Annotated in this window: 23 protein-coding genes and 1 tRNA gene; 12 read left to right on the forward strand and 12 right to left on the reverse strand. The window is 64.2% G+C overall.

The genetic code is table 11. From position 1 onward, the window contains the following. Positions 1–943, forward strand: a 943-nt coding sequence (locus tag VN934_01670) for a GGDEF domain-containing phosphodiesterase (protein ID HXM17500.1), incomplete at its 5' end; no start/stop codon positions are given. 13 nt (positions 944–956) lie between these two features. On the opposite strand, the gene VN934_01675 is transcribed toward VN934_01670, so the two are convergent. Beyond that, positions 957–1,364, reverse strand: a complete 408-nt coding sequence (locus VN934_01675; protein HXM17501.1) for a VOC family protein — start codon at positions 1,362–1,364, stop codon at positions 957–959. A 34-nt stretch (positions 1,365–1,398) separates the two neighbouring features. Next, on the reverse strand, positions 1,399–1,860 hold the full coding sequence (locus VN934_01680; GenBank protein HXM17502.1) for a DUF3237 family protein: 462 nt from the start codon (positions 1,858–1,860) through the stop codon (positions 1,399–1,401). Between the two features lie 101 nt (positions 1,861–1,961). Between VN934_01680 and VN934_01685 the strand changes: the two genes are divergently transcribed. Both VN934_01685 and VN934_01690 read left to right on the forward strand, forming a co-directional pair. Then, positions 1,962–2,408, forward strand: coding sequence for a hypothetical protein (locus VN934_01685; GenBank protein ID HXM17503.1), 447 nt, complete (start codon positions 1,962–1,964; stop codon positions 2,406–2,408). A 22-nt stretch (positions 2,409–2,430) separates the two neighbouring features. Continuing rightward, the gene (locus VN934_01690; protein HXM17504.1) at positions 2,431–2,820 is read left to right on the forward strand and encodes a VOC family protein; all 390 of its coding nucleotides are present in this window, start codon (positions 2,431–2,433) and stop codon (positions 2,818–2,820) included. A gap of 28 nt (positions 2,821–2,848) precedes the next feature. Here the strand turns inward: VN934_01690 and VN934_01695 are convergent, their stop codons facing one another. After that, positions 2,849–4,387: an OmpA family protein gene (locus VN934_01695; GenBank protein HXM17505.1), complete on the reverse strand. Its 1,539-nt coding sequence runs from the start codon at positions 4,385–4,387 to the stop codon at positions 2,849–2,851. Positions 4,388–4,639: 252 nt separating this feature from the next. On the opposite strand from VN934_01695, the gene VN934_01700 reads away from it, so the two are divergent. Genes VN934_01700 through VN934_01710 form a run of 3 tightly spaced genes read left to right on the forward strand, consistent with a single transcriptional unit; the run spans position 4,640 to position 8,269 of the window. Then, positions 4,640–5,179 carry a spore coat U domain-containing protein gene (locus VN934_01700; GenBank protein ID HXM17506.1) on the forward strand — a complete coding sequence of 180 codons (540 nt, stop codon included), beginning with the start codon at positions 4,640–4,642 and terminating at the stop codon, positions 5,177–5,179. A gap of 50 nt (positions 5,180–5,229) precedes the next feature. Further along, a complete protein-coding gene (locus VN934_01705; GenBank protein HXM17507.1) occupies positions 5,230–5,976 on the forward strand; it encodes a fimbria/pilus periplasmic chaperone in 747 nt (248 codons plus the stop codon). A 1-nt stretch (position 5,977) separates the two neighbouring features. Further along, positions 5,978–8,269 (forward strand): fimbria/pilus outer membrane usher protein, encoded by a 2,292-nt coding sequence (locus VN934_01710; GenBank protein ID HXM17508.1) that lies wholly within the window; start codon positions 5,978–5,980, stop codon positions 8,267–8,269. Between the two features lie 4 nt (positions 8,270–8,273). Here VN934_01710 and VN934_01715 read toward each other — a convergent pair. The 4 genes from VN934_01715 to VN934_01730 form a co-directional block, all read right to left on the reverse strand. Continuing rightward, positions 8,274–8,349 (reverse strand) — tRNA-Ala (locus VN934_01715). A 55-nt stretch (positions 8,350–8,404) separates the two neighbouring features. Then, complete coding sequence (locus VN934_01720; protein HXM17509.1) at positions 8,405–9,091, reverse strand: hypothetical protein; 687 nt, start codon at positions 9,089–9,091, stop codon at positions 8,405–8,407. Between the two features lie 24 nt (positions 9,092–9,115). Beyond that, entirely contained in the window at positions 9,116–9,859 is a 744-nt protein-coding gene (locus VN934_01725) for an alpha/beta fold hydrolase (protein HXM17510.1), read from the reverse strand. A gap of 4 nt (positions 9,860–9,863) precedes the next feature. Continuing rightward, positions 9,864–10,172, reverse strand: a complete 309-nt coding sequence (locus VN934_01730) for a hypothetical protein (GenBank protein HXM17511.1) — start codon at positions 10,170–10,172, stop codon at positions 9,864–9,866. An 85-nt stretch (positions 10,173–10,257) separates the two neighbouring features. Between VN934_01730 and VN934_01735 the strand changes: the two genes are divergently transcribed. Continuing rightward, positions 10,258–10,521, forward strand: a complete 264-nt coding sequence (locus VN934_01735; GenBank protein HXM17512.1) for a hypothetical protein — start codon at positions 10,258–10,260, stop codon at positions 10,519–10,521. Positions 10,522–10,537: 16 nt separating this feature from the next. Here the strand turns inward: VN934_01735 and VN934_01740 are convergent, their stop codons facing one another. The 3 genes from VN934_01740 to VN934_01750 all read right to left on the reverse strand — a co-directional run bounded on the left by VN934_01740 (position 10,538) and on the right by VN934_01750 (position 13,749). Next, positions 10,538–11,467 carry a hypothetical protein gene (locus VN934_01740; GenBank protein HXM17513.1) on the reverse strand — a complete coding sequence of 310 codons (930 nt, stop codon included), beginning with the start codon at positions 11,465–11,467 and terminating at the stop codon, positions 10,538–10,540. A 121-nt stretch (positions 11,468–11,588) separates the two neighbouring features. Beyond that, complete coding sequence (locus VN934_01745) at positions 11,589–13,070, reverse strand: HAMP domain-containing sensor histidine kinase (protein HXM17514.1); 1,482 nt, start codon at positions 13,068–13,070, stop codon at positions 11,589–11,591. Next, on the reverse strand, positions 13,045–13,749 hold the full coding sequence (locus VN934_01750) for a response regulator transcription factor (GenBank protein HXM17515.1): 705 nt from the start codon (positions 13,747–13,749) through the stop codon (positions 13,045–13,047). Before VN934_01750 ends, VN934_01745 begins: the two co-directional genes overlap by 26 nt. A gap of 126 nt (positions 13,750–13,875) precedes the next feature. Between VN934_01750 and thpR the strand changes: the two genes are divergently transcribed. Continuing rightward, a complete protein-coding gene (gene thpR, locus VN934_01755) occupies positions 13,876–14,421 on the forward strand; it encodes an RNA 2',3'-cyclic phosphodiesterase (GenBank protein ID HXM17516.1) in 546 nt (181 codons plus the stop codon). A 124-nt stretch (positions 14,422–14,545) separates the two neighbouring features. On the opposite strand, the gene VN934_01760 is transcribed toward thpR, so the two are convergent. Both VN934_01760 and VN934_01765 read right to left on the reverse strand, forming a co-directional pair. Continuing rightward, entirely contained in the window at positions 14,546–15,010 is a 465-nt protein-coding gene (locus tag VN934_01760) for a cupin domain-containing protein (GenBank protein HXM17517.1), read from the reverse strand. Positions 15,011–15,334: 324 nt separating this feature from the next. Beyond that, positions 15,335–15,487 (reverse strand): hypothetical protein, encoded by a 153-nt coding sequence (locus VN934_01765; protein HXM17518.1) that lies wholly within the window; start codon positions 15,485–15,487, stop codon positions 15,335–15,337. Between the two features lie 259 nt (positions 15,488–15,746). Here VN934_01765 and VN934_01770 point away from each other — a divergent pair, with 259 nt between their 5' ends. The 4 genes from VN934_01770 to pyrE form a co-directional block, all read left to right on the forward strand. Beyond that, positions 15,747–16,469 carry a hypothetical protein gene (locus tag VN934_01770; GenBank protein ID HXM17519.1) on the forward strand — a complete coding sequence of 241 codons (723 nt, stop codon included), beginning with the start codon at positions 15,747–15,749 and terminating at the stop codon, positions 16,467–16,469. Further along, entirely contained in the window at positions 16,457–17,404 is a 948-nt protein-coding gene (locus VN934_01775) for a dihydroorotate dehydrogenase (protein HXM17520.1), read from the forward strand. The genes VN934_01770 and VN934_01775 overlap by 13 nt, the downstream gene beginning before the upstream one ends. Further along, the gene (pyrF, locus tag VN934_01780; protein HXM17521.1) at positions 17,401–18,132 is read left to right on the forward strand and encodes an orotidine-5'-phosphate decarboxylase; all 732 of its coding nucleotides are present in this window, start codon (positions 17,401–17,403) and stop codon (positions 18,130–18,132) included. Before VN934_01775 ends, pyrF begins: the two co-directional genes overlap by 4 nt. Continuing rightward, on the forward strand, positions 18,129–18,540 hold a 412-nt coding region (gene pyrE, locus VN934_01785), incomplete at its 3' end, for an orotate phosphoribosyltransferase (protein HXM17522.1). The genes pyrF and pyrE, both read left to right, overlap by 4 nt.

Genomic DNA, 18,540 nt, shown 5'->3' on the forward strand with positions numbered 1-18,540 from the left:
CCCGCCGTTCCAAGCCGATAATCATGATTTCTATCTCTCTGGCAGCATCGGCATCGTGTTGTTCCCCGAGGACGGAGCCAGCGCGGACGAACTGCTCGCGCACGTGGACGCCGCGATGTATCGCGCAAAAGAGGACGGTCGCAATCATTACAGTTTCTACAGCGAACAGATCGCCGCGCGCCTGCGAGAACGGCAGGCGATCCAAGAAGGCCTGCGCTTGGCGCTCGCGCGCGAGGAGCTGATCCTGCACTTTCAGCCGGTGGTGGACATCCTCACGCGGCGCGTCGTGGGCGCGGAGTCGCTGATACGCTGGAACCGGCCGGACGGTCCCGTCGCCGAGCCGGCGGAATTCCTCACGGTGGCCGAAGAGACCGGACTCATGATACCGATCGGTCAGTGGGTCCTGCGGGAGTCGCTGAAGCATTCGACCTGGCTGTGCGCAGGCCGGCCGGGCTTTCGGCTCAGCGTGAACCTGTCCACCTCACAGTTCCTAGATCCTGACTTCTTCGAACGTCTGACGAGTGCGTTGCACGAGACCGGCGCCGATCCGCGCAACCTCGCGATTGAGATCACCGAAAGCGTTGCGCTGCAGGATCCGGAGGCGGCACAGATCACGTTGAGCCGCTGCCGCGAGCTCGGCGTGCGCGTGGTGCTCGATGACTTCGGCACCTTTTACTCGTCGCTCGCATATCTCAAGAAGTTGCCGGTCGACGCGATCAAGATCGACCGGCTCTTCGTGCACGGCCTGCCGGACGAGCACGACGACTGCGCCATTGTGAGATTGATCATCGCGTTGTGCATTAGTCTCGGGCGCGAGGTGATCGCCGAAGGCGTCGAAACCGAAGAGCAGGCGCGCTGGCTGACGGAGAACGGCTGCTCTGTCGGCCAGGGCTACTTGTTCGGCAGACCGGTCCCGGCAACGCAATTCTCCCGTCCGGTTTAGCCCCGGCTCTTTTCTACCCGAACGAGATGCCGGCTTTTTGCACTTCCTGATAGGGCAGCATCCACACGAGCGACTCGTCGTGTAAGTCCACGACTTGGATGCGGTTGCCGAACGGGTCGTGGAAGTCGCAGCGGAAGCCGGGGATCAGCTTGATGCCGTATTTCTTGGTGAGCTTGTCGCGGACTTCGGCGATCTGCCGCTCGTCGCGCACGAGGAGGCCGAAGTGGCGCGTGCGGTCCGGCTGCATGCTTTTGACTTCGAACATGGCGAGAAACTGATGCGCGCCGAGCTGGAAGAAGGCGTCGCCCTCTCCCTCGTCCTGCTTCCGGAGATTGAACACGTCTTCGTAAAAGGCGACCGCCTTCTCGATGTCGGTCACCTCGATGGCGATGTGGTTGCAACCGTACACATGGACGCTCATGGCTCTTCTCCCCCGGCTCCCGACTACCGTGAAGCTAGTCGGGCGGCGCTTCCCAGACCAGTTCGGCGATGACGAACACCAATTGGATGTCCTTTTGCTCGAGCGGGGCCGGAGGCGGCTTAAGCCGCCTCACCTCGCCCGATATCACGCAGATCGAGTCGTTCAGGAATCGATACTTCTCGTGGCTCGCGATGTGCCACGCGGCCCCGACCACTTGACGCCGCCCAGGTGGGTACGTGCGGCCGTACCCCTGGTAGTCCACCATGATGAGAGCGCCATCGTCGGTCTCGATGAAGCCTTGCATGTTCATGGCGAACGTCTGATCAGTGCGTCGTCGCGGATGATTGCCGGCTCGGAATCTCCCTGCGATGGTGCCCTCGCAGCGTCCTTCCGCGAAATAGTAATGATGCTCCTCAGTGCCGCCGGGAGCGGTCAGTTCGACGTCCCAACCGTCCGGATAGATGAAGCGCACCGTGTAGAGTGGTCGAAGCTGCATGTCGCCGCCCTCAGTCCGTTCGCTACGTAGGATTTGTCGAGCCGACGTTCAAATGCCCGCATCCCCCGCTTTAGCAGCTGTAAAAAGGAGATGCATTGGCCATGGCTGTCGCAACCGGTACTAAGGTCATCCCGATCATCAGCTCAGGCACCGCGGGCCCGCTTGGGGCCACGCATCTTCCGAGACTGTGGGCCAAGCTCACGCTCGGCAACCATACCGCGCTTCCCGAAGGGCACGATTATTGCGGTAAAGGGTTCGACCAGTTGACGATCTCCGATCTCGGCCTCGAGCGAGACAAAGTCATCGCATACGTGAAGACCAGCAAGCCGACGTACATCGAGTTCGAAGCCTGGGTGCGCACGAACGGCAAGACCGACAAAGAGACGATTCGAAAGCATAACGAGGCCGTTCTGGGTTACAAGCACGGCGACGAAACGGTCAAAGAGATCCAAAAAGAGATCGGGCTCAACGATCCCGGCGTGCGCGACGCGGTCACGCTGAACATCCTCGAGGATCTCAACGACCTCCACGCGCTCGTGACCCGCTGACGCAGAAAGAGGTTTTGGACCCATGTATATCTCCGTCGTGACCCTCTACGTCAACGATGTCGATCGGGCGATCGATTTCTACACCAAAAAGCTCGGCTGGGAAAAGACCATGGATGTGCCGATGGGAGAGGGCATGCGCTGGGCGACCGTGGCGCCAAAGGGCGCGCAGACCGCCTTCACGCTGACGAAGGGCGCCCCGGGCTGGTCGCCTGACAAGGTCGGCGGCTCCACCGGCATCGTCATCGAAGTCGACGACGTTTACCAAACCCACAAGCAGCTCAAGCAGAACGGCGTCGAGTTCAAGGAAGAGCCGCGGACGGAACCATGGGGCGGATACGCGGTATTCAAGGACTCGGAAGGCAACGAGCATGGGCTGCACTCGTCAGTGCCGGCAGGCGTCAGCACCAACTAGCGCCGCGCCGGACTCGCTGGAGTCGTCGCTACTTCACGATCGATACTTCGACGCGACGGTTCAGCGCCCGCCCTGCGTCCGTGGCGTTGTCGGCGACCGGACGCGTCAAACCGTAGCCCTTTGCCGTCAAGCGGTTCGCGGCGATGCCGTGCTGCGTCAGCCACGTCACGACGGAGTGTGCGCGAGCGAGCGAGAGCCCGAGATTGTATGCCGCGCCGCCTTGGTTATCGGTGTGCCCGGCGATGATCCAACGCGACGACGGCGCGCTCTTGACGAGTTGCAATATCTCGGTGAGCGACGCAAGACTATCAGGGCGCAGCTTTGCAGACGCCGTATCGAAATGGATGCCGTAGATCGCGACCGTTCCATTTTGCTGGATCTGCTGTTTCAGATCGGCAACCGTTTCTTTGTGCCGCTTCAATTGAAAGTGTGCCGTGCCGTGTTGCCCGGCCGGGAGATCGAGGAGCTGGACCGCGCTGTCATATCCCACCGCGCTTGCACCGACCGAGACCATGCCAGCCGGTACGCCGCGCAGCGTGCAGTAGCCGTCGTTGCCCGTCGTAGTTGTGATACCCGCGGCGAAAACGCTGGTTTTCGCGATCGGTTTTAGCGTTGCGGCATCGACGACATCGCACGAAATCGTGACGGCGTAGCGCCAGGGGCCCGGATTGACCACGATGCGCGCGAAGTCGACCGCGTAGCCGTCGGGTGCACCGGTGGTCGGATCGTCGAACAGCAGATTGACGGTGCCTGAACGCAGGATCGGCCAATACTCCGGCAGCAGCTGCAGCGTCAGGAGCTTGCCGATCGGCCCGGTTTGATTGAGCTGATTGATCGTGTCTTCGAAGTTCGGAATGCGCGTTCCGTTGAGCGTCACTTGGAAATGCGAATGGAACACCACCGGCTGAAAGTCGTCGAGGAACACCTGAAGGAAGACCTTGTGAATCGTGTTCGGCAGCGCGCCGACGGCGAGCGGGATCGCTTGCGGCAGGTTGTCGGGGCGATGGCTGCAGCCAGAGTAGCCGTCGGCTGGGCGCGTGTGGATGTATTGCTCGGTCACGCCGGTGCCCAGCATGCTGCGATCGGTTCCCGGCGCGGCGCCGGGCCGCGAAGCGCAAATCCACGGATGCGCCGGCGTCGATTCGCCTGAGAACGGCGTGAAGTGCGCCGGCCAGCCGAATCCAAGATTGTCGATCGAACCGGTTCGCACGACGAGCTCGGCCTCGCGCCCATTGACGACCCGATCGTACTGCTTTTCCCAACCCGGCGGAAGTCCGGGCGGCGGCGTTGGGATTGTCGCCGGGGGTGTGGGCGTCGCGGTTTGTACCGGCGACGCACTCTCGGTCGGTGAGGCTGTCGTGCCTTCCGTTGGCGATTCGGCCGGGGCGGGCGATCCGCTCTCCGCCGGCGACGCGGTCACCGCTGGTGCGGGAGAGATTTGCGCGACCACCGCCGATGGGCTAGCCGACGGCGTTTGCTCGCCGGTCTGGTTCGATTTCGCGCAGCCGGCTACGGCCGTCGCGACGATGAGGATGGCGAAAGCAGTAATGATCGACCGATTATACATCACTGAATCCCTTACATGCGAAGTATGGATAGGCCCATCCTGCCATGCGCTAACCCGGCCGAAAAGCCTACGGCGTTTGACTTCGAGAGTAGTTGGGTTTTATCCAAGGAGCCGTCGTAGGTCGAACCGAACAGAGGTAGTACCGTGCGACGACCGCGTTTGTCCCACGGCTTCTGATTTTATTGCTTGATTGTGATGTTCATTCTGCGGGGGCCGGAATAAAGCATCGACACGCTTATGAGGGAGCTTGACTTGAGAAGACTATTCCTAATCCTAGCGCTACTCGCGCTCGTCGCGGTGACCGTTCCGGCCACGTCCAAGGCGGCAGGCTTTACCTTCGGAAATGTTGAGGTGCAAGTTACGCTTGTAGGCACCTGCGGCGTGAGCAACAGTTCATTAAATTTCGGGCTGCAGGCATACAACCCGGGCTTCACCCCCGACATTCCCGGGGTGGGCAGCGTTGACGTCATCTGCTCGAGCGGCACAAGCTATTCCGTCGACCTTAGTCAGGGCGCGCACGCGGTTGGTTCACCGTCTCAACGGCGGTTGTACTTCAACAGCGGCGGGGTCGGCCCGCTGGCAGTAGACAACTTCATCAACTACGGTCTCTACAGCGATGTGGCGCACAACCACGTTTGGGGCCTTTGCTGCAACGGCTCGAGTATCGCCGGATTCATCGGTAACGGGGCGATTCAGCACCAACCCCTGTATGGCTTGATCCCGGCGGGCTCGATGACTGGTCAAGCGCCGGGCACGTATACGGACACGGTCATCGTCTTCGTCTCGTTCTAGACGGCCCCGGGGCGGGCGTGCCCGGCACGCCCGTTCGGTCGAAAGCCACCATGCGAAACGTCATAGCGCATCTTGGGACGCGACTGCTGATCTCGTGTGCAGCTGCGACTGCGGCGATTTGGCCGGCTTGCGCGCTCGCCGCCGGCTTGCAGATCATGCCGCTTCGCGCCACGCTCACTCCTTCCAATCTGACCGCGGCATTCACGTTGACCAACGGGACCGGGGCGCCGGTGCTCATGCAATTGCACGCCAAGCGCTGGACGCAAGACGGCGGCAAAGATCGGCTCGACGACACCGACGAGCTGCTAGCAGCGCCGCCGATCTTCAACATGGTGCAGGGCGCGACGCAAATCATCCGCGTCGGGTCGCGCCACCCGGTCGCGGACCCCGGGGAACGGACGTATCGGCTCATCATCGCGCAGGTGCCGACGAAAGTGAATAACGTCAGGGGCGTCAGTTTTGTGACGACCCTGAGCTTGCCGATCTTCGTGGAGCCTGCAACCGTGCTGCGCGGGCCGAGCCTCGAGTGGACGGCCAAGACGGTCGGTCGCAGCGAGATAAGTTTGCGTGTCGAGAACAAGGGCGACGAGCACGCACACATCGCTCGTTTGATCATTTATGGCGACATCGGCCGCACGCAGACGCTGTACGAATCTACACCGGGAGCCTACGTGCTGGCGGGCCAATGGAGCAGTTGGCGGGTCAACCCCACAAGGCCGCCGGCCGGCAGCGCCGTCATCATAGACGCCGTCCTGGACACCGGTGCAACTCTACGCGCAGTCGCTTCTCTCAGATAAGATGGTACGTCCGGCAGCATGGGCGTGTGCGCTCGCTCTCGCGCTGGCATTCGCACCATCGCCGGGGCGCAGCGCAGTCGATGCATCGTCGCCGCTCATCTGCGCGGTGACCGTCAACGGCAGCGCCGTGAGCCAGGGTGCGATCGTCTTAAAAGAGCCCGAAGGCACGCTGCTCGTCCGCTTCGACGATCTGCAATCATGGCGCGTGATCCCGCCGCGTAGCCGCATCGTCACGCGCGACGGCGCCGCGTACGTGCCGGTTACCTCAATTCCCGGATGGCGCGTCACGTTAGACGCTGCAAAGCTCATCCTGGACATCACGGTGCCCGTTGCGGAGCTGCTGCCCACCACCATTGACCTGTTTGGTTCCCGCGCATCTCCCCAAGCCGGCACGGGAGCGTTCTTCGACTACGACGTCCACGAGCACACGCAAGCCGGCACGCCGTCGACCTTGGGGGCGCTCTTTCAATTCGGGGTCTCAGGCGGCGGCAGCGTCGCCCTCGGGAGCCTCGCCGCCACGAATTTCGGCGGCCGTTTCCACACCATCCGCCTCGACACCACGTGGCAGCACGACTATGTCGATTGCCGCACGTCGCTGCGGATCGGCGATGCGCAAAGCGGCCTCAATGCCTTTGGCGGCGGCATCCATTTCACGGGCGTGCAACTCGCGACGAATTTCGGCACCGACCCGTATTTCCGGACGTTTCCGACGCCGAGCATCCAAGGATCGGCAAACCAGCCTTCGTTGGTCGACATCTACGTGAACAACGCGCTCGTAGCGAGCCAGAATGTCGGCGCCGGCCCCATCGCGCTCACGCAGCTGCCGGTCGTCACCGGGGCGGGCCAGGTGCAGTTGGTCGTCACCGACGTGCTTGGCCGGCGCCAGGTCGTGACCGAGCAATACTACGCAAGCCCGATGCTGCTCAAGCGCGGCCTCTCGGACTATTCGTACGAAGCCGGCTTCGAGCGGCGCAACTACGGCACCGCGTCCGGGGACTACGGCCCGTATGTGGTCTTGGGATCGGAGCGGCTCGGAATCAGCGACAGGCTGACTGGAGAAGCGCACGGCGAATTCTCCAAGGGACTGCATATGCTCTCGATCGGCGCCAACGTCGCGCTCGGCAGCGCGGGCGTGCTGAGTGCGGCCGCTGCCGAGAGCGGATCGGCTGCGGGAAACGGTTCAGGTTGGGTACTCGGCTACGATTACGCGGGCCGGGGCTTTGGGTTCGGCGGGCGCGTGCAGGTCGATAGCGATCGCTTCCGTCAAGTTGGTTACGAGACCAGCACACCGATCAAGCGTCAAGAACAGGCGCAGCTGTCGTTGCAGGTCGGCCGGCGAGCGGTCCTCACCGCCTCCTACACCGCGCAGGTCGCGGGAAACGACGTGTCGGTGAAAATCGGGACGATCAACATCTCCGAGCAGATCGGGAGGGCGAGCCTCGTGGTGCAGGGCCTCAAGCAACTCGGCAGCCCCGCGCCCCCGCTTGCCTCCGTCTTCTTTGTCCTGCCTATCGACTCGAGGCATTCGGCCACGGCGAGCATGCAATTGCAGGGGAATCAACGGGAGGAACAATTCGAATTCCAGCAGGGCCTCCCGCCGTCGGCTGTCGGGATGGGCTACCGCATCCGTACGCAGGAAGGCGAGACGCATCAGAGCGACGGCATGCTCACGTTCCAAGGCCAGGCGGGTTCGCTGACGCTTGAGTCTTCGAATTATGGTTTTGGGCAGTCGAATGACGTCGACGTGTCCGGCGCAGTCGCGCTGCTGGCCCGGCACGCATTTTTCACGCGTCAGATCACGGCCAGCTACGGTTTGGCCGAGGTGCCTGGCTACGCGGGCGTTCGCGTCTATGAGAACAACCAAGAGATCGGAAGGACGAATCGCTACGGCGTCGTCGGGTTGCCCACGCTGCTCCCCTACCAAGCCAATACGGTCGCGCTTGAAGCAAGAGACCTGCCGATCACGGCCAACGTTCAAAACGCGAAAATCATCGCCGTGCCATACTTCCGGAGCCCTGCAATCGTGCGTTTTGAAAGCCAGCCGCCCGGCGGCGCCTTGGTCCGCATCGTCGACGCGGACGGCAAGCCGCTCCCCGCGGGCGCCGTCTTAAAGTCGCTGAGCGGCTCGGGGGAATGGCCCGTCGCCGAGGACGGTCAAGTGTATCTTTTGGGTGTGCCGGGTGCCGAGATGCAGCTTGCGGCGATTGTCGGGGCATTGACATGTCATGTGACGATCAAGCTGCCGCGAGATCTGAGTCAAATCCCAAATCTCGGAACCGCCGTATGCCGCTGACCGATGGTGGAGATGAGGGGACTCGAACCCCTGACCCCTTACATGCGAAGCAAGTGCTCTACCAGCTGAGCTACATCCCCACGGGGTCCAAGAAGAAAGTTTACCATAGGGCGCACCCCCGGAGCAATGCGCGCGTTAGCCGCCGGGGTCCACCACCAGTATCTTTGTGACCGCCTTGATGAAACGGCCGCGGGTCGCGTCGCCCTGAACGACGAGCTCTGCGATTCCGTCTGCAGGCGCGCGGGCGTCCTCGATGTAGGCGAGCAGAATCGTCTTGCCGTTGAAGTCCGACTCGAACTCGGGAAACGCGACCAGCGCCGGCGATCCGCTCACTCCCCAAACGAGAGCGTATGCGCGCTTCGACGTGCTGAGGCCGCCCACGTCGCGCGGCTGCGCCAGCGCGATGACGTCGCGTAGCGTCGCGCCGGTGAAGGTGTGGAAGCGATTCCGGCCATCCGCGTCGGCGACGCGCAGCGTCAACGACGAGCGTTGAAGCCGCTGCAATTCCTTGAGCGTGAGCATGGTCGGCACGCCGACCGCACCGGCGATTTCGATGACGCTGCCGGGCGGCGCGTTCACATTGGTCGATGCGGGCTGCGTCATGGCGGGCACGGCCGTCGGATAGATCGCCGGCGTCGCTGTTTGGGGCGCCGCAACCGACGACCTCGGCGTCGGCAGCGCCGGTAAGGTCGTGACGGAAACCACTGGGCTTGGTTCTGCCGCGCGCGCGAATGCCGGAGTGCCATCGTGGGGCAGCGCGAAGCCGGCGGTCAGCCCGGCAAGAGCCGCTGCCGCGAAGAGTCCCGTGACGAGTCTGCTCATGGCGTTACCTCGTGGGAAGACGGGTTATGACGCAAAGCCGTGCGTCTTGAGCCAGCGGATCACGACGAAGCGCGAGCGCTCCGCGCAATCAGTATGGTTCGCTTCGATCAATTCGAAAGTCTTCGGCTCGCTTGCCTCGTCGAAGAGCAACCGCGTCGCAGACGGCGGAACGAGCGCGTCACTCGATGCGGCGACGACGAGCAACGGCTTCGGCGCGAGATCGGCGATTCGCGACGTGAACGTGTCCATGAGCTCGGTGATCTCTTTCGAGCTCGCGCCGTCGACGTAGGCCGCGCGGTTGGAAAGGCCGGAAAGAAGGCCTTCTCCGGAAAGATGTTGCGCGCGCCTCATCGCGGTGCTCATCGCGATGACGCCGGACACGAGCGGTGAGCGAAGGCCTATGCTGATCGCGACAGCGGCGCCCATGCTGTGGCCGCCGATGACGATGCGTCGGACATCCGGCATGGCTTTCGCGTACGCCACCACGTCGAGCGCGTTCACGATGAGGTCTGCAGCTTTCGCCAGCGGCAGCGAACTCGCACCCAGTTTGTGACCTTGAAAATCAAATGCCAGCACGACGTATCCTTCCGCGGCCAGATGATAGGCGAGCGGATCGACGTTGTGCTTGCCGGATGAATAGCCGTGGCAGAGGATGACGCACGTCGCCGCGCGGTTTGTGTGGTAGAGAAGTCCGCGTACGACGCCGTCGGCGCTGGTCACGGAGATCGGATCGATTCGAATGCCCGATAGGTCGCGGATGCGCACCATCGGGCTACTTCGTTGCCGATTGCCTTTGCAATGTCCTCGCGGCGGCAGCGCTGTCGCGAAAGATGACGACGCTACACGGATCCTGTCGAAACGTGAACGGGAAAGCGGAGATGATGTCAAGGCCGATAACGCCGCGGGCGCGCGTGCCGTCCGCGTTGAGCGGCAGCGACTCGCGTGTCGGCGCGGCGCTGACGGAGTTGAGGCGAAGGTCACCGATCTGGAGGGTGTCAAGGGCGTCGAAGCGGCTGCGCGATGCGTGCAAGTCGAGGGCAAAAACGCTGAGCTGTCCGTCGACGACGACGGGCAGAAACACCAGGCCGCCGCGGACCGAACAAGGCACAGCGGTCGAGTCAACTGCTGCCGGCCACAATTGCGGCGACGGCGGTACGGCGTTTGGAATGCGAGGCACCAAGGGAGGCGTAGTGTGGGAGATCCCGCGCGCATCCTCCGGCCGTGAGAAGGGAGGCTTCAGCGGCGCAAAGGTCTGGGGTGGCGAGGGCGCCGGCGTCATCGGCGGCATGTACGGACCCATGCCAGGTGGGAGATCGCCGCGCGCAGGCGGGGAAAAGGCGGCGACGGCTGCCCCGATGGAGATCGCGACGACCGCGAAGGCGACGCGCCCGCGCTTGATCACGGCGCGGGAGTTCGGGGAACGGACCTAAAGGTCCGTTGCTACGCCTACGGGGCCGGGGCCACCACCACCGAGCCGTTCTTCGAGTGCACCGTGATCTGCGCACCGCCACCGCCCACCGCAAGCGACAGCGCGTGGGGGCGCAAGAAGCGGATGTCCGCGGCGCTCGGATCAAAATAATTGGTGACGGTCCCACCGTCGCTCTGCGCGTCAACCGTCGCGCCGATGCCCGGTCGCAGCGTCACCTTCACGAGCCCTTGTCCTGAGAAGATCCGATACGCGCCGGCTCCGACGCCGTTGAAGGTCCAGTCGACGTCGCCGCGCAGATCGACCACCTCGGCGTGATCCAAGCCGGCCGACGACTGCATGGTCACGCGCCCAAAAGCCGTCTCGATGTGCACGTTGCCGGAAAAGCCGCGAACGTCGACGTTGCCGCTGATCGTGCGGACGAGCCCGTGACCGGTCACGTTGCGCAGCGTGACGTCGCCGCTGTCGCTGACGATCACGAAGGGACCCCCGACGCGATCGAGCGTCACCGGGCTCGCCCCTGCGTTGATGAGCAGCGCCTCGACGTGATTGGGCACCTCGACGTTCATGTCGCCGCCGGAATTTTCGAGCGCGATGCCGTGCGCGCCGTCGCGAACACCCGGCAGGTTGAAATTTCTCCCCGGCAGCGTGAAGAAGCGCGGGCCGGCCGAGCTGCGGTTGCGGCCCATCTGCCGCGGCAAGACGATGCGGCCGACGGCCTGGCGCGACACGTTGAAACGGGAGATCTGAACGCCCGGCGGATTGCCGGGCACACGAACGCCGCCGAAATCCCCAGGCGTGATCGTGATGGCGCCGCTGCCTTTCGAGTGGATGGTCACGACCGGTGGTCCGTCGGTGAGGCGTGCGAGGTCGGCGTTGGCGGAAACCAATACCGTGGTGACCGTGGCCGCGGCGGCGAGGAGACTTGCGAGGATCTGCGAGTGTTTCATGCTGATACAAAGGGCGGTGAGCTGCCCGCTCCCGCTCCCTTCACACTACCCTCAGCGGCGCGCTGCCACATGAACGCACCGTGAGCCGCGTGTGAGCGCGGTGTGAGAAGCCCGTGGGCGTTCACTGGGCGTCCCCCTCAGGATCGAGGGTCAGCGTCGGCAGGCGTACGGAGAACGTCGTCCCCCTGCCGACCTCGCTCTTGATGTCGATCTCACCGCCATGCGCGCGCACGATGTTGCGGACGACGGCCAGGCCCAGGCCCGTCCCTTCGACCGCCCGCGAGCGCGCGGGATCAGCCCGATAGAAACGATCGAAAACTTGCGGCATGGCGTCGCGCGGGATGCCTGGGCCGGTGTCGGCGACGTCAAGCAGCGCATGGGCGTTCTCGGAACGCATGGAGACCTGCACGCCGCCTGATTCCGTGAATTTGATCGCGTTTTCGGTGAGATTGGTGACGAGCTGGCGGAGCAATCCCGGCTCGCCCATGACGTACGCGTCGCCGTCGCACTCAGCGCGCAGCGACAGACCCTTCGCCTCGGCCTGCGGGCGCAACGCCGCGGTCGCGTCGGCCACGATCGGCCGGAGATTCGTGGGCTCGAGCGCGAGCGCGTGGAGGTTGTCGGTCTTGGCCAGCGTCAGCATCGCGTTGATGACCCTGGCCATGGACGCGCTCTCGCTGCGGATCGCTTCAAGCGCCTCTTTTCGGACGGTCTCGTCTTTATCGCCCCAGCGCAAGAGCATTTGCGCGTTGCCGTTGATGACCGTCAGCGGCGTCTTGAGTTCGTGCGATGCGTCGGATATGAAGCGCCGCTCTCGCGCGAATGCCGCTTCCAAGCGCGATAACATCTCGTCAAAGCGCGCCGCCAGTATGCCGAGCTCATCGGTGCGTCCCTGCCAATTCAACCGCTTCGTCAGATCGTCGCCGCCGATCTCTTGCGCCGAACGGGCGATTTCGTTGATGGGGCCGATCGCCGTGCGCGCGAGCCAAAAGCTCGCAGCAGCGATCAGCGCTATCGCAGCCAGATACGCCGCGATGAGCAACGTCGCAAACGTGGCCAGCGTCTGGCGGACAGAATCCAATGACTCGGCGACATACACCGTCGCCAGCGGCGCAGCGCCGCTGCGGATCACGTGCCAATGCGCCAGGACCGTGCCCACGGGGGTGTCGGCGATCCCCCAACTCCCGTTGACGCCCTCCGGAGGACTCCACGGGCGATAGCCGGTCGTCGGCAGGTCGTATCCGGCGAGATTGCTGCTCGCGCCGATGCGCGCGCCGCGCGCGTTGAAGGCCTCGATGTACAGCCCCGGTCCCGCGAGCGCGTCGAGTTGCGCCTCGTCGGACAACAGCGTCACCGCCGAGACCGGTCCAAAGGGCCCGTTGCTGCCGGCCCGCGCGATCGCCTCCACCTGCGCGGCGACGCCCTCCACGCGCAGCGCCGCCGACTTGAAGATCACGATGTCGGCGCCGTAGTAGACCACGCCTGCGAATACGGCCAAGAGCAGCGCGACCGCGCCGCCATACCAAACGATCAGGCGCCAGCGCAGGCTCTTGAAGAAGGGCAGGGTGCTCGCAGCGTCAGGCGCGGAGCGCGTAACCGACACCCCTGATCGTCTGGATCAACTTTTCGGCGGCGCCTTCGTCGACTTTGTTGCGCAAGTAGCGGATATAGACGTCGATGAGGTTGGATTCCCCGAGGAAATCCGAACCCCAGACGCTGTTGAAGATCTCGTCGCGAGTGTGCACTTTGTTCGGATACATCATGAGGAATTCAAGCAGCGAGAATTCTTTGGCGGTGAGGCTGACGTGCCTGCCGCCGCGCGTGACCTCATGCGTGTCGCGATTGAGCGACAAGTCTTTGAGCGCAAGCACGCGCTCGGACGGCTCGCGCTCGCGCAGCTGAACGCGGATGCGCGCCAGCAGTTCTTCGATGGAGAAGGGTTTGGTGAGGTAGTCGTTCGCGCCGGTGTCGAGGCCGGTGATGCGATCGGGGACCGCGTCCTTGGCGGTCAGCATGATGATCGGAACGGAGGAGTGTTTCCGCACGCGCCGGCACACTTCGAGTCCGTCGATGCGCGGCAGCAAGAGATCGAGGATGATCAGATCGGGGCCCTTGAGCGCGCGTTCGATGGCGCTTGCGCCATCGCCGCACACCTCCACCTCAAAGCCTTCATGCTCCAGCTCTAAGCGGAGCACTTTGGCGATTTGGACGTCGTCTTCGACGATGAGGATCTTGCGCTTGACGTTATCGGCAGGGTGCGCCTGCGTGAATGATTGCGACATTGCGGTGGTGCTCCTGTCGTTCCAACCGACGGGTGGTTAGCACTATAGACCTCAAGCATACCGGGGCACCCGGTGGACCGCATTAAGATAAGGTGAGATGTCCGCGAGAGCGCAGAACTTCCCCTTGTGTTGAGGCTTTTCGCGGGTATCGAGATCGATGACGCGGTTCGCACGCTTGCGGCCGACGCGATCGCAAAGCTGCAGACGTCGGCGCTGCCGGCGCGCTTCGAGCGTCCGGAAAAGATGCACGTCACGCTTGCGTTTTTGGGCCGCACGCCGCCCGAGAAACTGCGCGCAGTCGAGGAGGCCCTTGCGAACGCGGCAGCGGCGGAAGGGCGGTTTTCGCTGATGTTCGATCGCGTCGGCGCGTTCCCAAACGAACGCCGCCCGCGCGTGCTATGGCTGGGGTGCTCGCGCGTTGACGAAAATTTCGGGGCGTGCGCGCGCCGCGTGCGCAGCGCCTTTGCGACGCTTGGCTACGACTTCGACGCCGAGGCCGTCGCGCACGTCACCCTGTGCCGCGCGAGACCGCCGCTCCGAGGGACGCCGCAGCTACAGATCGAGCAAGGCGTGCGTCTGGACGTCGAACATCTCACGCTGTTCGAGAGCATTCCAGAGGGACGCACGACGCGCTACGAGACCCGCGCCCGCGCACCGCTGCGACCTGCGTGACCGAGACCGTGGAGCAGGACCTTTAGGTCCTGCTGACTCCTGAACGCGAGGAGTTAGCGGGATCTAAAGATCCCGCTCCACAGTCTTTTCCGGAGCTAAAGCTCCGGCACTACAAAAACTGGTTTTAGGGGACGAAGTGAACGTCGGCCGGATCCTGCGGCGGCGTCTTGACCGAGACGAACTTGAGATGACCGGAGGTCTCGGTCAGTCCCGCGTGGTTCGTCCCCTTTGGGATCACGATCATCATGCCGGGTTTCAGCGTCACTTGATGATCCCCCAACCATTCGGTGCCGGTACCTTCGAGCACGATCTGCACTTCGTTCGCGTCAGCGTGATAGTGCTTGGCGGCCGTCCCCATCTGCAACGCGGTGGTCATCCCGTCCGCGACCACGAGCGTCTTCGAGCGCAAATTGGGGAACACGGTGCCCGGTGTCGGCATCGCGTCGGGAGTCATGGCAGCGAGATCGATCGCGGCGGGCTGAAGCGGCATCGCGGCGGCGCGGGCGGTAAGCGGCAGGCGTGCCAGGGCGAACCCCATGGCAAAGGCCAGCACGGCGACGACCACCGTGGGAACATGGCGCATACTCATGTGAACAAGTCCCTTTCTCAAGGACGACCTTGGTCGCCGAGCCTTGTTTTTCCCGAACGATTCTCCTCCAAAAACGAGCGGGAACGGGCGCAACCAAAACCGCCATCCCCTCGTTATAGCTGTAGACGCCGAGCCGCGCAGCGCACCCCGCGCGACGCGGCGTCGTTTTTTTCTCCAAGGACCGGACCTCGCCCGAGGCGGCGGCATGAAAAACAAGCCGGACCTTAAGGTCCGGCTCCACAAGCTCTTTAGGTCCGGCTCCACGATAAAGTCCAGCGATCCCGATACGGGGTCAACCGGGTCTACAGATCGGATCCCACGCCCTTAGGCGGCGGCGCGTTTCTCTTTCGCGAGCGCCAGGGCCCAGCCGGTGCTGGTACGCTTGCGCACCAGATACCCGCCTTCGGTCCGATCCAGGTACTCGAAACCGCTTGCGACGGCTTCCGCTAATGAATTGAAGATAAGTATGCCTTGCATCGTCGTTCTCCGGGTTATGCCCCTCCCGTATCTTCTTATACGGTAAATGCCCAAATAAAGTTAGCCGCCGGACGCCCTTTGGTTCATTTTAACGCGACCCTCATCACATTTCACGCTCCGAGGGGCCCTCGTAAAGGGACGCGAAGCCCTCTCGAACATGCCCTCCGAAGCACCGCTGGTTGAAACCGCGACCTTGATAAGCCGGGAGCCAATCGCTCCCGGTTTTTGGTGTGTGGGGCTGCGCAGTCCCCATATCGCGATGCGCGCGCGGGCAGCCCAATTCGTCGCGCTCGACGTGCCCGGCCAATTCGCGGTGCGCCTACCGCTCGGCATCTGGACGGTGCGTGGAGACGAATTCAGCCTGCTTTTCCGGGAGTGGGGCACGCGCACGACGCGCTTCGCCGCTCTGCCGCTCGGCGCGCGCGTCTCCTGCATCGGCCCGCTCGGCAACGAATTCTCGCTGCCGGCGGCGGGCTCGAAAGCGCTCATCGCGGCAGGCGGTATCGGCGTGGCGCCCTTTTGGCTGCTCGCGCGCAGTCTGCTTGCACTCGGCGTCGAAACCAACATGCTGCTTGGTGCGCGCACCAAAACGCACCTCGTGGGCGCGCAGTCCTTGCGCGAGCTCGGTGTTCCGCTGAAGTTGTGCACCGACGACGGCAGCGAAGGCTTCGCAGGCAGCGTGATCGATGCGTTGCTCGAGCAGCCCCGCCCGGACATCATCTACGGCTGCGGCCCGCCCGCGATGTTGCGCGCCTTGTGCGCGCACGCGACCCAGATGGACGTCGCGTGCGAGATCTCGATGGAAGAGACGTTCGGCTGCTCGATGGGAACGTGCTGGGGTTGTGTGGTTCGCGTGCGCCGCGGCTGCGGGCAAGGCACGGGCTATCCGCGCGCGCCGCACGAGACGCGCGACTACGACTTCGCGCGAGTGTGCGCGGACGGAACCGTTTTTTCTTCGGCGGACGTGCTGTGGACGGCGTAGATCTCAGCGTCGATATCGGCGGCGCGGTGTTGGCCAACCCGCTCATCGCGGCGAGCGGCTGCTACAATCGCGGCGCGGAGTACGGCCGTATCGTCGACGTCCGCGCCTACGGCGCCATCGCGCTCAAGAGCATCACGCGCGAACCTCGCCTCGGCAACGAGATGCCGCGCATCGCCAGCGCCCCCGCCGGATTGCTCAATGCCATCGGGTTGCAGGGCCCGGGCATCGAACACTTCCTCGCCAAAGATGCGCCGGAACTCGCACGCGTGCCGACCGCGGTCATCGCCAGCGTCGCCGGATTTTCAACGGATGAGTTCGCCGAGGTCGCCGCGCGCATGGATGGACTGCCCAACGTGGTGGCCATCGAGCTCGACGTATCGTGCCCAAACGTCGATCGCGAAGGCGAATGCTTCGGGGCCGACGCGCGAGCGACCGCGGCGGTCGTCAGCGCGGTCAAGCGGCGCGTGAAGCTGCCGGTCATCGCCAAGCTGACGCCTAACGTGGCCGATATCAAGCCGATCGCCCGGGCCGCCCAAGATTCCGGCGCTGATGCCCTGTCGCTCATCAACTCGCTGCGCGGCATGGCGATCGACGTCGAACGCGCGCGCCCGGTCCTGGCCAACGTCTCCGGCGGACTCACCGGCCCGGCGATCAAGCCTGTGGCGCTGCACCATGTGTGGGAGGCCGCGCAGGTGGTGACGATCCCGATCATCGGCATGGGCGGCATCGAGAGCGGCAGCGACGCGCTTGAGTTCATGTTCGCCGGCGCGAGCGCCGTCGCCATCGGCACGGCGAACTTCCGCGATCCGGAGGTCGCCGCCAAAGTCGGGGCTGCGCTGCTCGCCGAAACCGTCCGGCGCGGGTTTAAGAGCGTGCGGGCGCTCACGGGTCTCGCCAACCCGGGCTTCGCACGCGCGCGCTGGCCCGGCCCATGACGCAGCTGATCGTCGCGTTGGACGAGGCCGGCCTGGAAGGCGCCATGCGCATTCTCGACGCCACCGCGCCAGACGTCCGATGGTACAAGGTCGGCTACGAAGGGTTCTACGGCTACGGGCCGCGCATCATCGAAGAGCTGCACCAGCGGGGCAAGAAGATCTTCTTAGATCTCAAGCTGCACGATATTCCGAACACCGTGGCGGCCGGCGTCCGCGCAATAGCGCAGTATCGGCCCTCGTTCCTGACCGTGCACGCGGCCGGCGGTCAAAGCATGCTCGCCGCCGCTGTCGCCGCGCGCGATGAGGTCAACGCCGCGGGCGCCGGGCTCAAGCTCCTCGCCGTGACACTGCTGACCAGTCATTCTAAGGAAGATCTGCGAGACATCGGGGTGCTCAGGGAGCCGCACGAGCTCGTCAGCATCCGTTCCGGGCTGGCAGCTCAGGTCGGCCTCGATGGGGCGGTGTGCGCCGTCGACGAGGTGGCGATCGTGCAAGCGCGCGCCAATCCCGACTTCATCGTCGTGTGCCCAGGCATTCGTCCTGCCGGGTCCGATCCGGGCGATCAGCGCCGCGTGGCTACTCCAACCGCGGCGGTGCTCGCCGGGGCTGATTACATCGTCGTCGGCAGGCCTGTCACCAAGGCCGCTGATCCCGCCGCTGCGGCGCGCGGCATCCTCGATGAGATGGCGAGCGTGCACCGGCTGGGCGGTGCGGGCTCCTCGCCGTGACGCCGCAACAAGTGCTCGAGTTGCTCGAGCGGCGCGGCGCGATGCTCACCGGGCATTTCATACTATCTTCAGGTTTGCACAGCGATCGCTTCATTCAGAAGTTCCGCATCTTCGAGGACCCGCCGACCGCGGAGGCGGTTTGCGGAGCGCTCGCGGAGGCGCTAAGGCCTGCGAAGCCGCAGGTGGTGGTGAGCGCGGCGATCGGCGGCGTCATACCGGGCTACATCGTCGCCAGGCAGCTTGGGGTTCGCGATATCTTCGCAGAAAAGGAAGGCGGCAAACCGCTGCTGCGGCGGGGCTTTGCGCTTGCGCCCGGAGAGCGGGTGGCGGTGGTCGAGGACGTCATGACGACGGGCGTGTCGACGGGCGAAGTGATCGAGATCGTTGAAGCGGCGGGCGCGCTCGTCG

This window comes from Candidatus Tumulicola sp. (genome assembly GCA_035601835.1).
In the GTDB taxonomy this organism is placed as follows: Bacteria; Vulcanimicrobiota; Vulcanimicrobiia; order Eremiobacterales; family Eremiobacteraceae; genus DATNNM01.

Coding starts and splice junctions, on each gene's coding strand:
- pyrF (HXM17521.1), top strand. CDS start 17,401: ATGACGCAGCTGATCGTCGCGTTGGACGAGGCCGGCCTGGAAGGCGCC.
- VN934_01740 (HXM17513.1), bottom strand. CDS start 11,467: ATGAAACACTCGCAGATCCTCGCAAGTCTCCTCGCCGCCGCGGCCACG.
- VN934_01770 (HXM17519.1), top strand. CDS start 15,747: ATGCGCGCGCGGGCAGCCCAATTCGTCGCGCTCGACGTGCCCGGCCAA.
- VN934_01725 (HXM17510.1), bottom strand. CDS start 9,859: ATGGTGCGCATCCGCGACCTATCGGGCATTCGAATCGATCCGATCTCC.
- VN934_01690 (HXM17504.1), top strand. CDS start 2,431: ATGTATATCTCCGTCGTGACCCTCTACGTCAACGATGTCGATCGGGCG.
- VN934_01750 (HXM17515.1), bottom strand. CDS start 13,749: ATGTCGCAATCATTCACGCAGGCGCACCCTGCCGATAACGTCAAGCGC.
- VN934_01710 (HXM17508.1), top strand. CDS start 5,978: ATGGTACGTCCGGCAGCATGGGCGTGTGCGCTCGCTCTCGCGCTGGCA.
- VN934_01695 (HXM17505.1), bottom strand. CDS start 4,387: ATGTATAATCGGTCGATCATTACTGCTTTCGCCATCCTCATCGTCGCG.
- VN934_01760 (HXM17517.1), bottom strand. CDS start 15,010: ATGAGTATGCGCCATGTTCCCACGGTGGTCGTCGCCGTGCTGGCCTTT.
- VN934_01765 (HXM17518.1), bottom strand. CDS start 15,487: ATGCAAGGCATACTTATCTTCAATTCATTAGCGGAAGCCGTCGCAAGC.
- VN934_01705 (HXM17507.1), top strand. CDS start 5,230: ATGCGAAACGTCATAGCGCATCTTGGGACGCGACTGCTGATCTCGTGT.
- VN934_01735 (HXM17512.1), top strand. CDS start 10,258: ATGCGAGGCACCAAGGGAGGCGTAGTGTGGGAGATCCCGCGCGCATCC.
- VN934_01720 (HXM17509.1), bottom strand. CDS start 9,091: ATGAGCAGACTCGTCACGGGACTCTTCGCGGCAGCGGCTCTTGCCGGG.
- VN934_01685 (HXM17503.1), top strand. CDS start 1,962: ATGGCTGTCGCAACCGGTACTAAGGTCATCCCGATCATCAGCTCAGGC.
- VN934_01675 (HXM17501.1), bottom strand. CDS start 1,364: ATGAGCGTCCATGTGTACGGTTGCAACCACATCGCCATCGAGGTGACC.
- VN934_01680 (HXM17502.1), bottom strand. CDS start 1,860: ATGCAGCTTCGACCACTCTACACGGTGCGCTTCATCTATCCGGACGGT.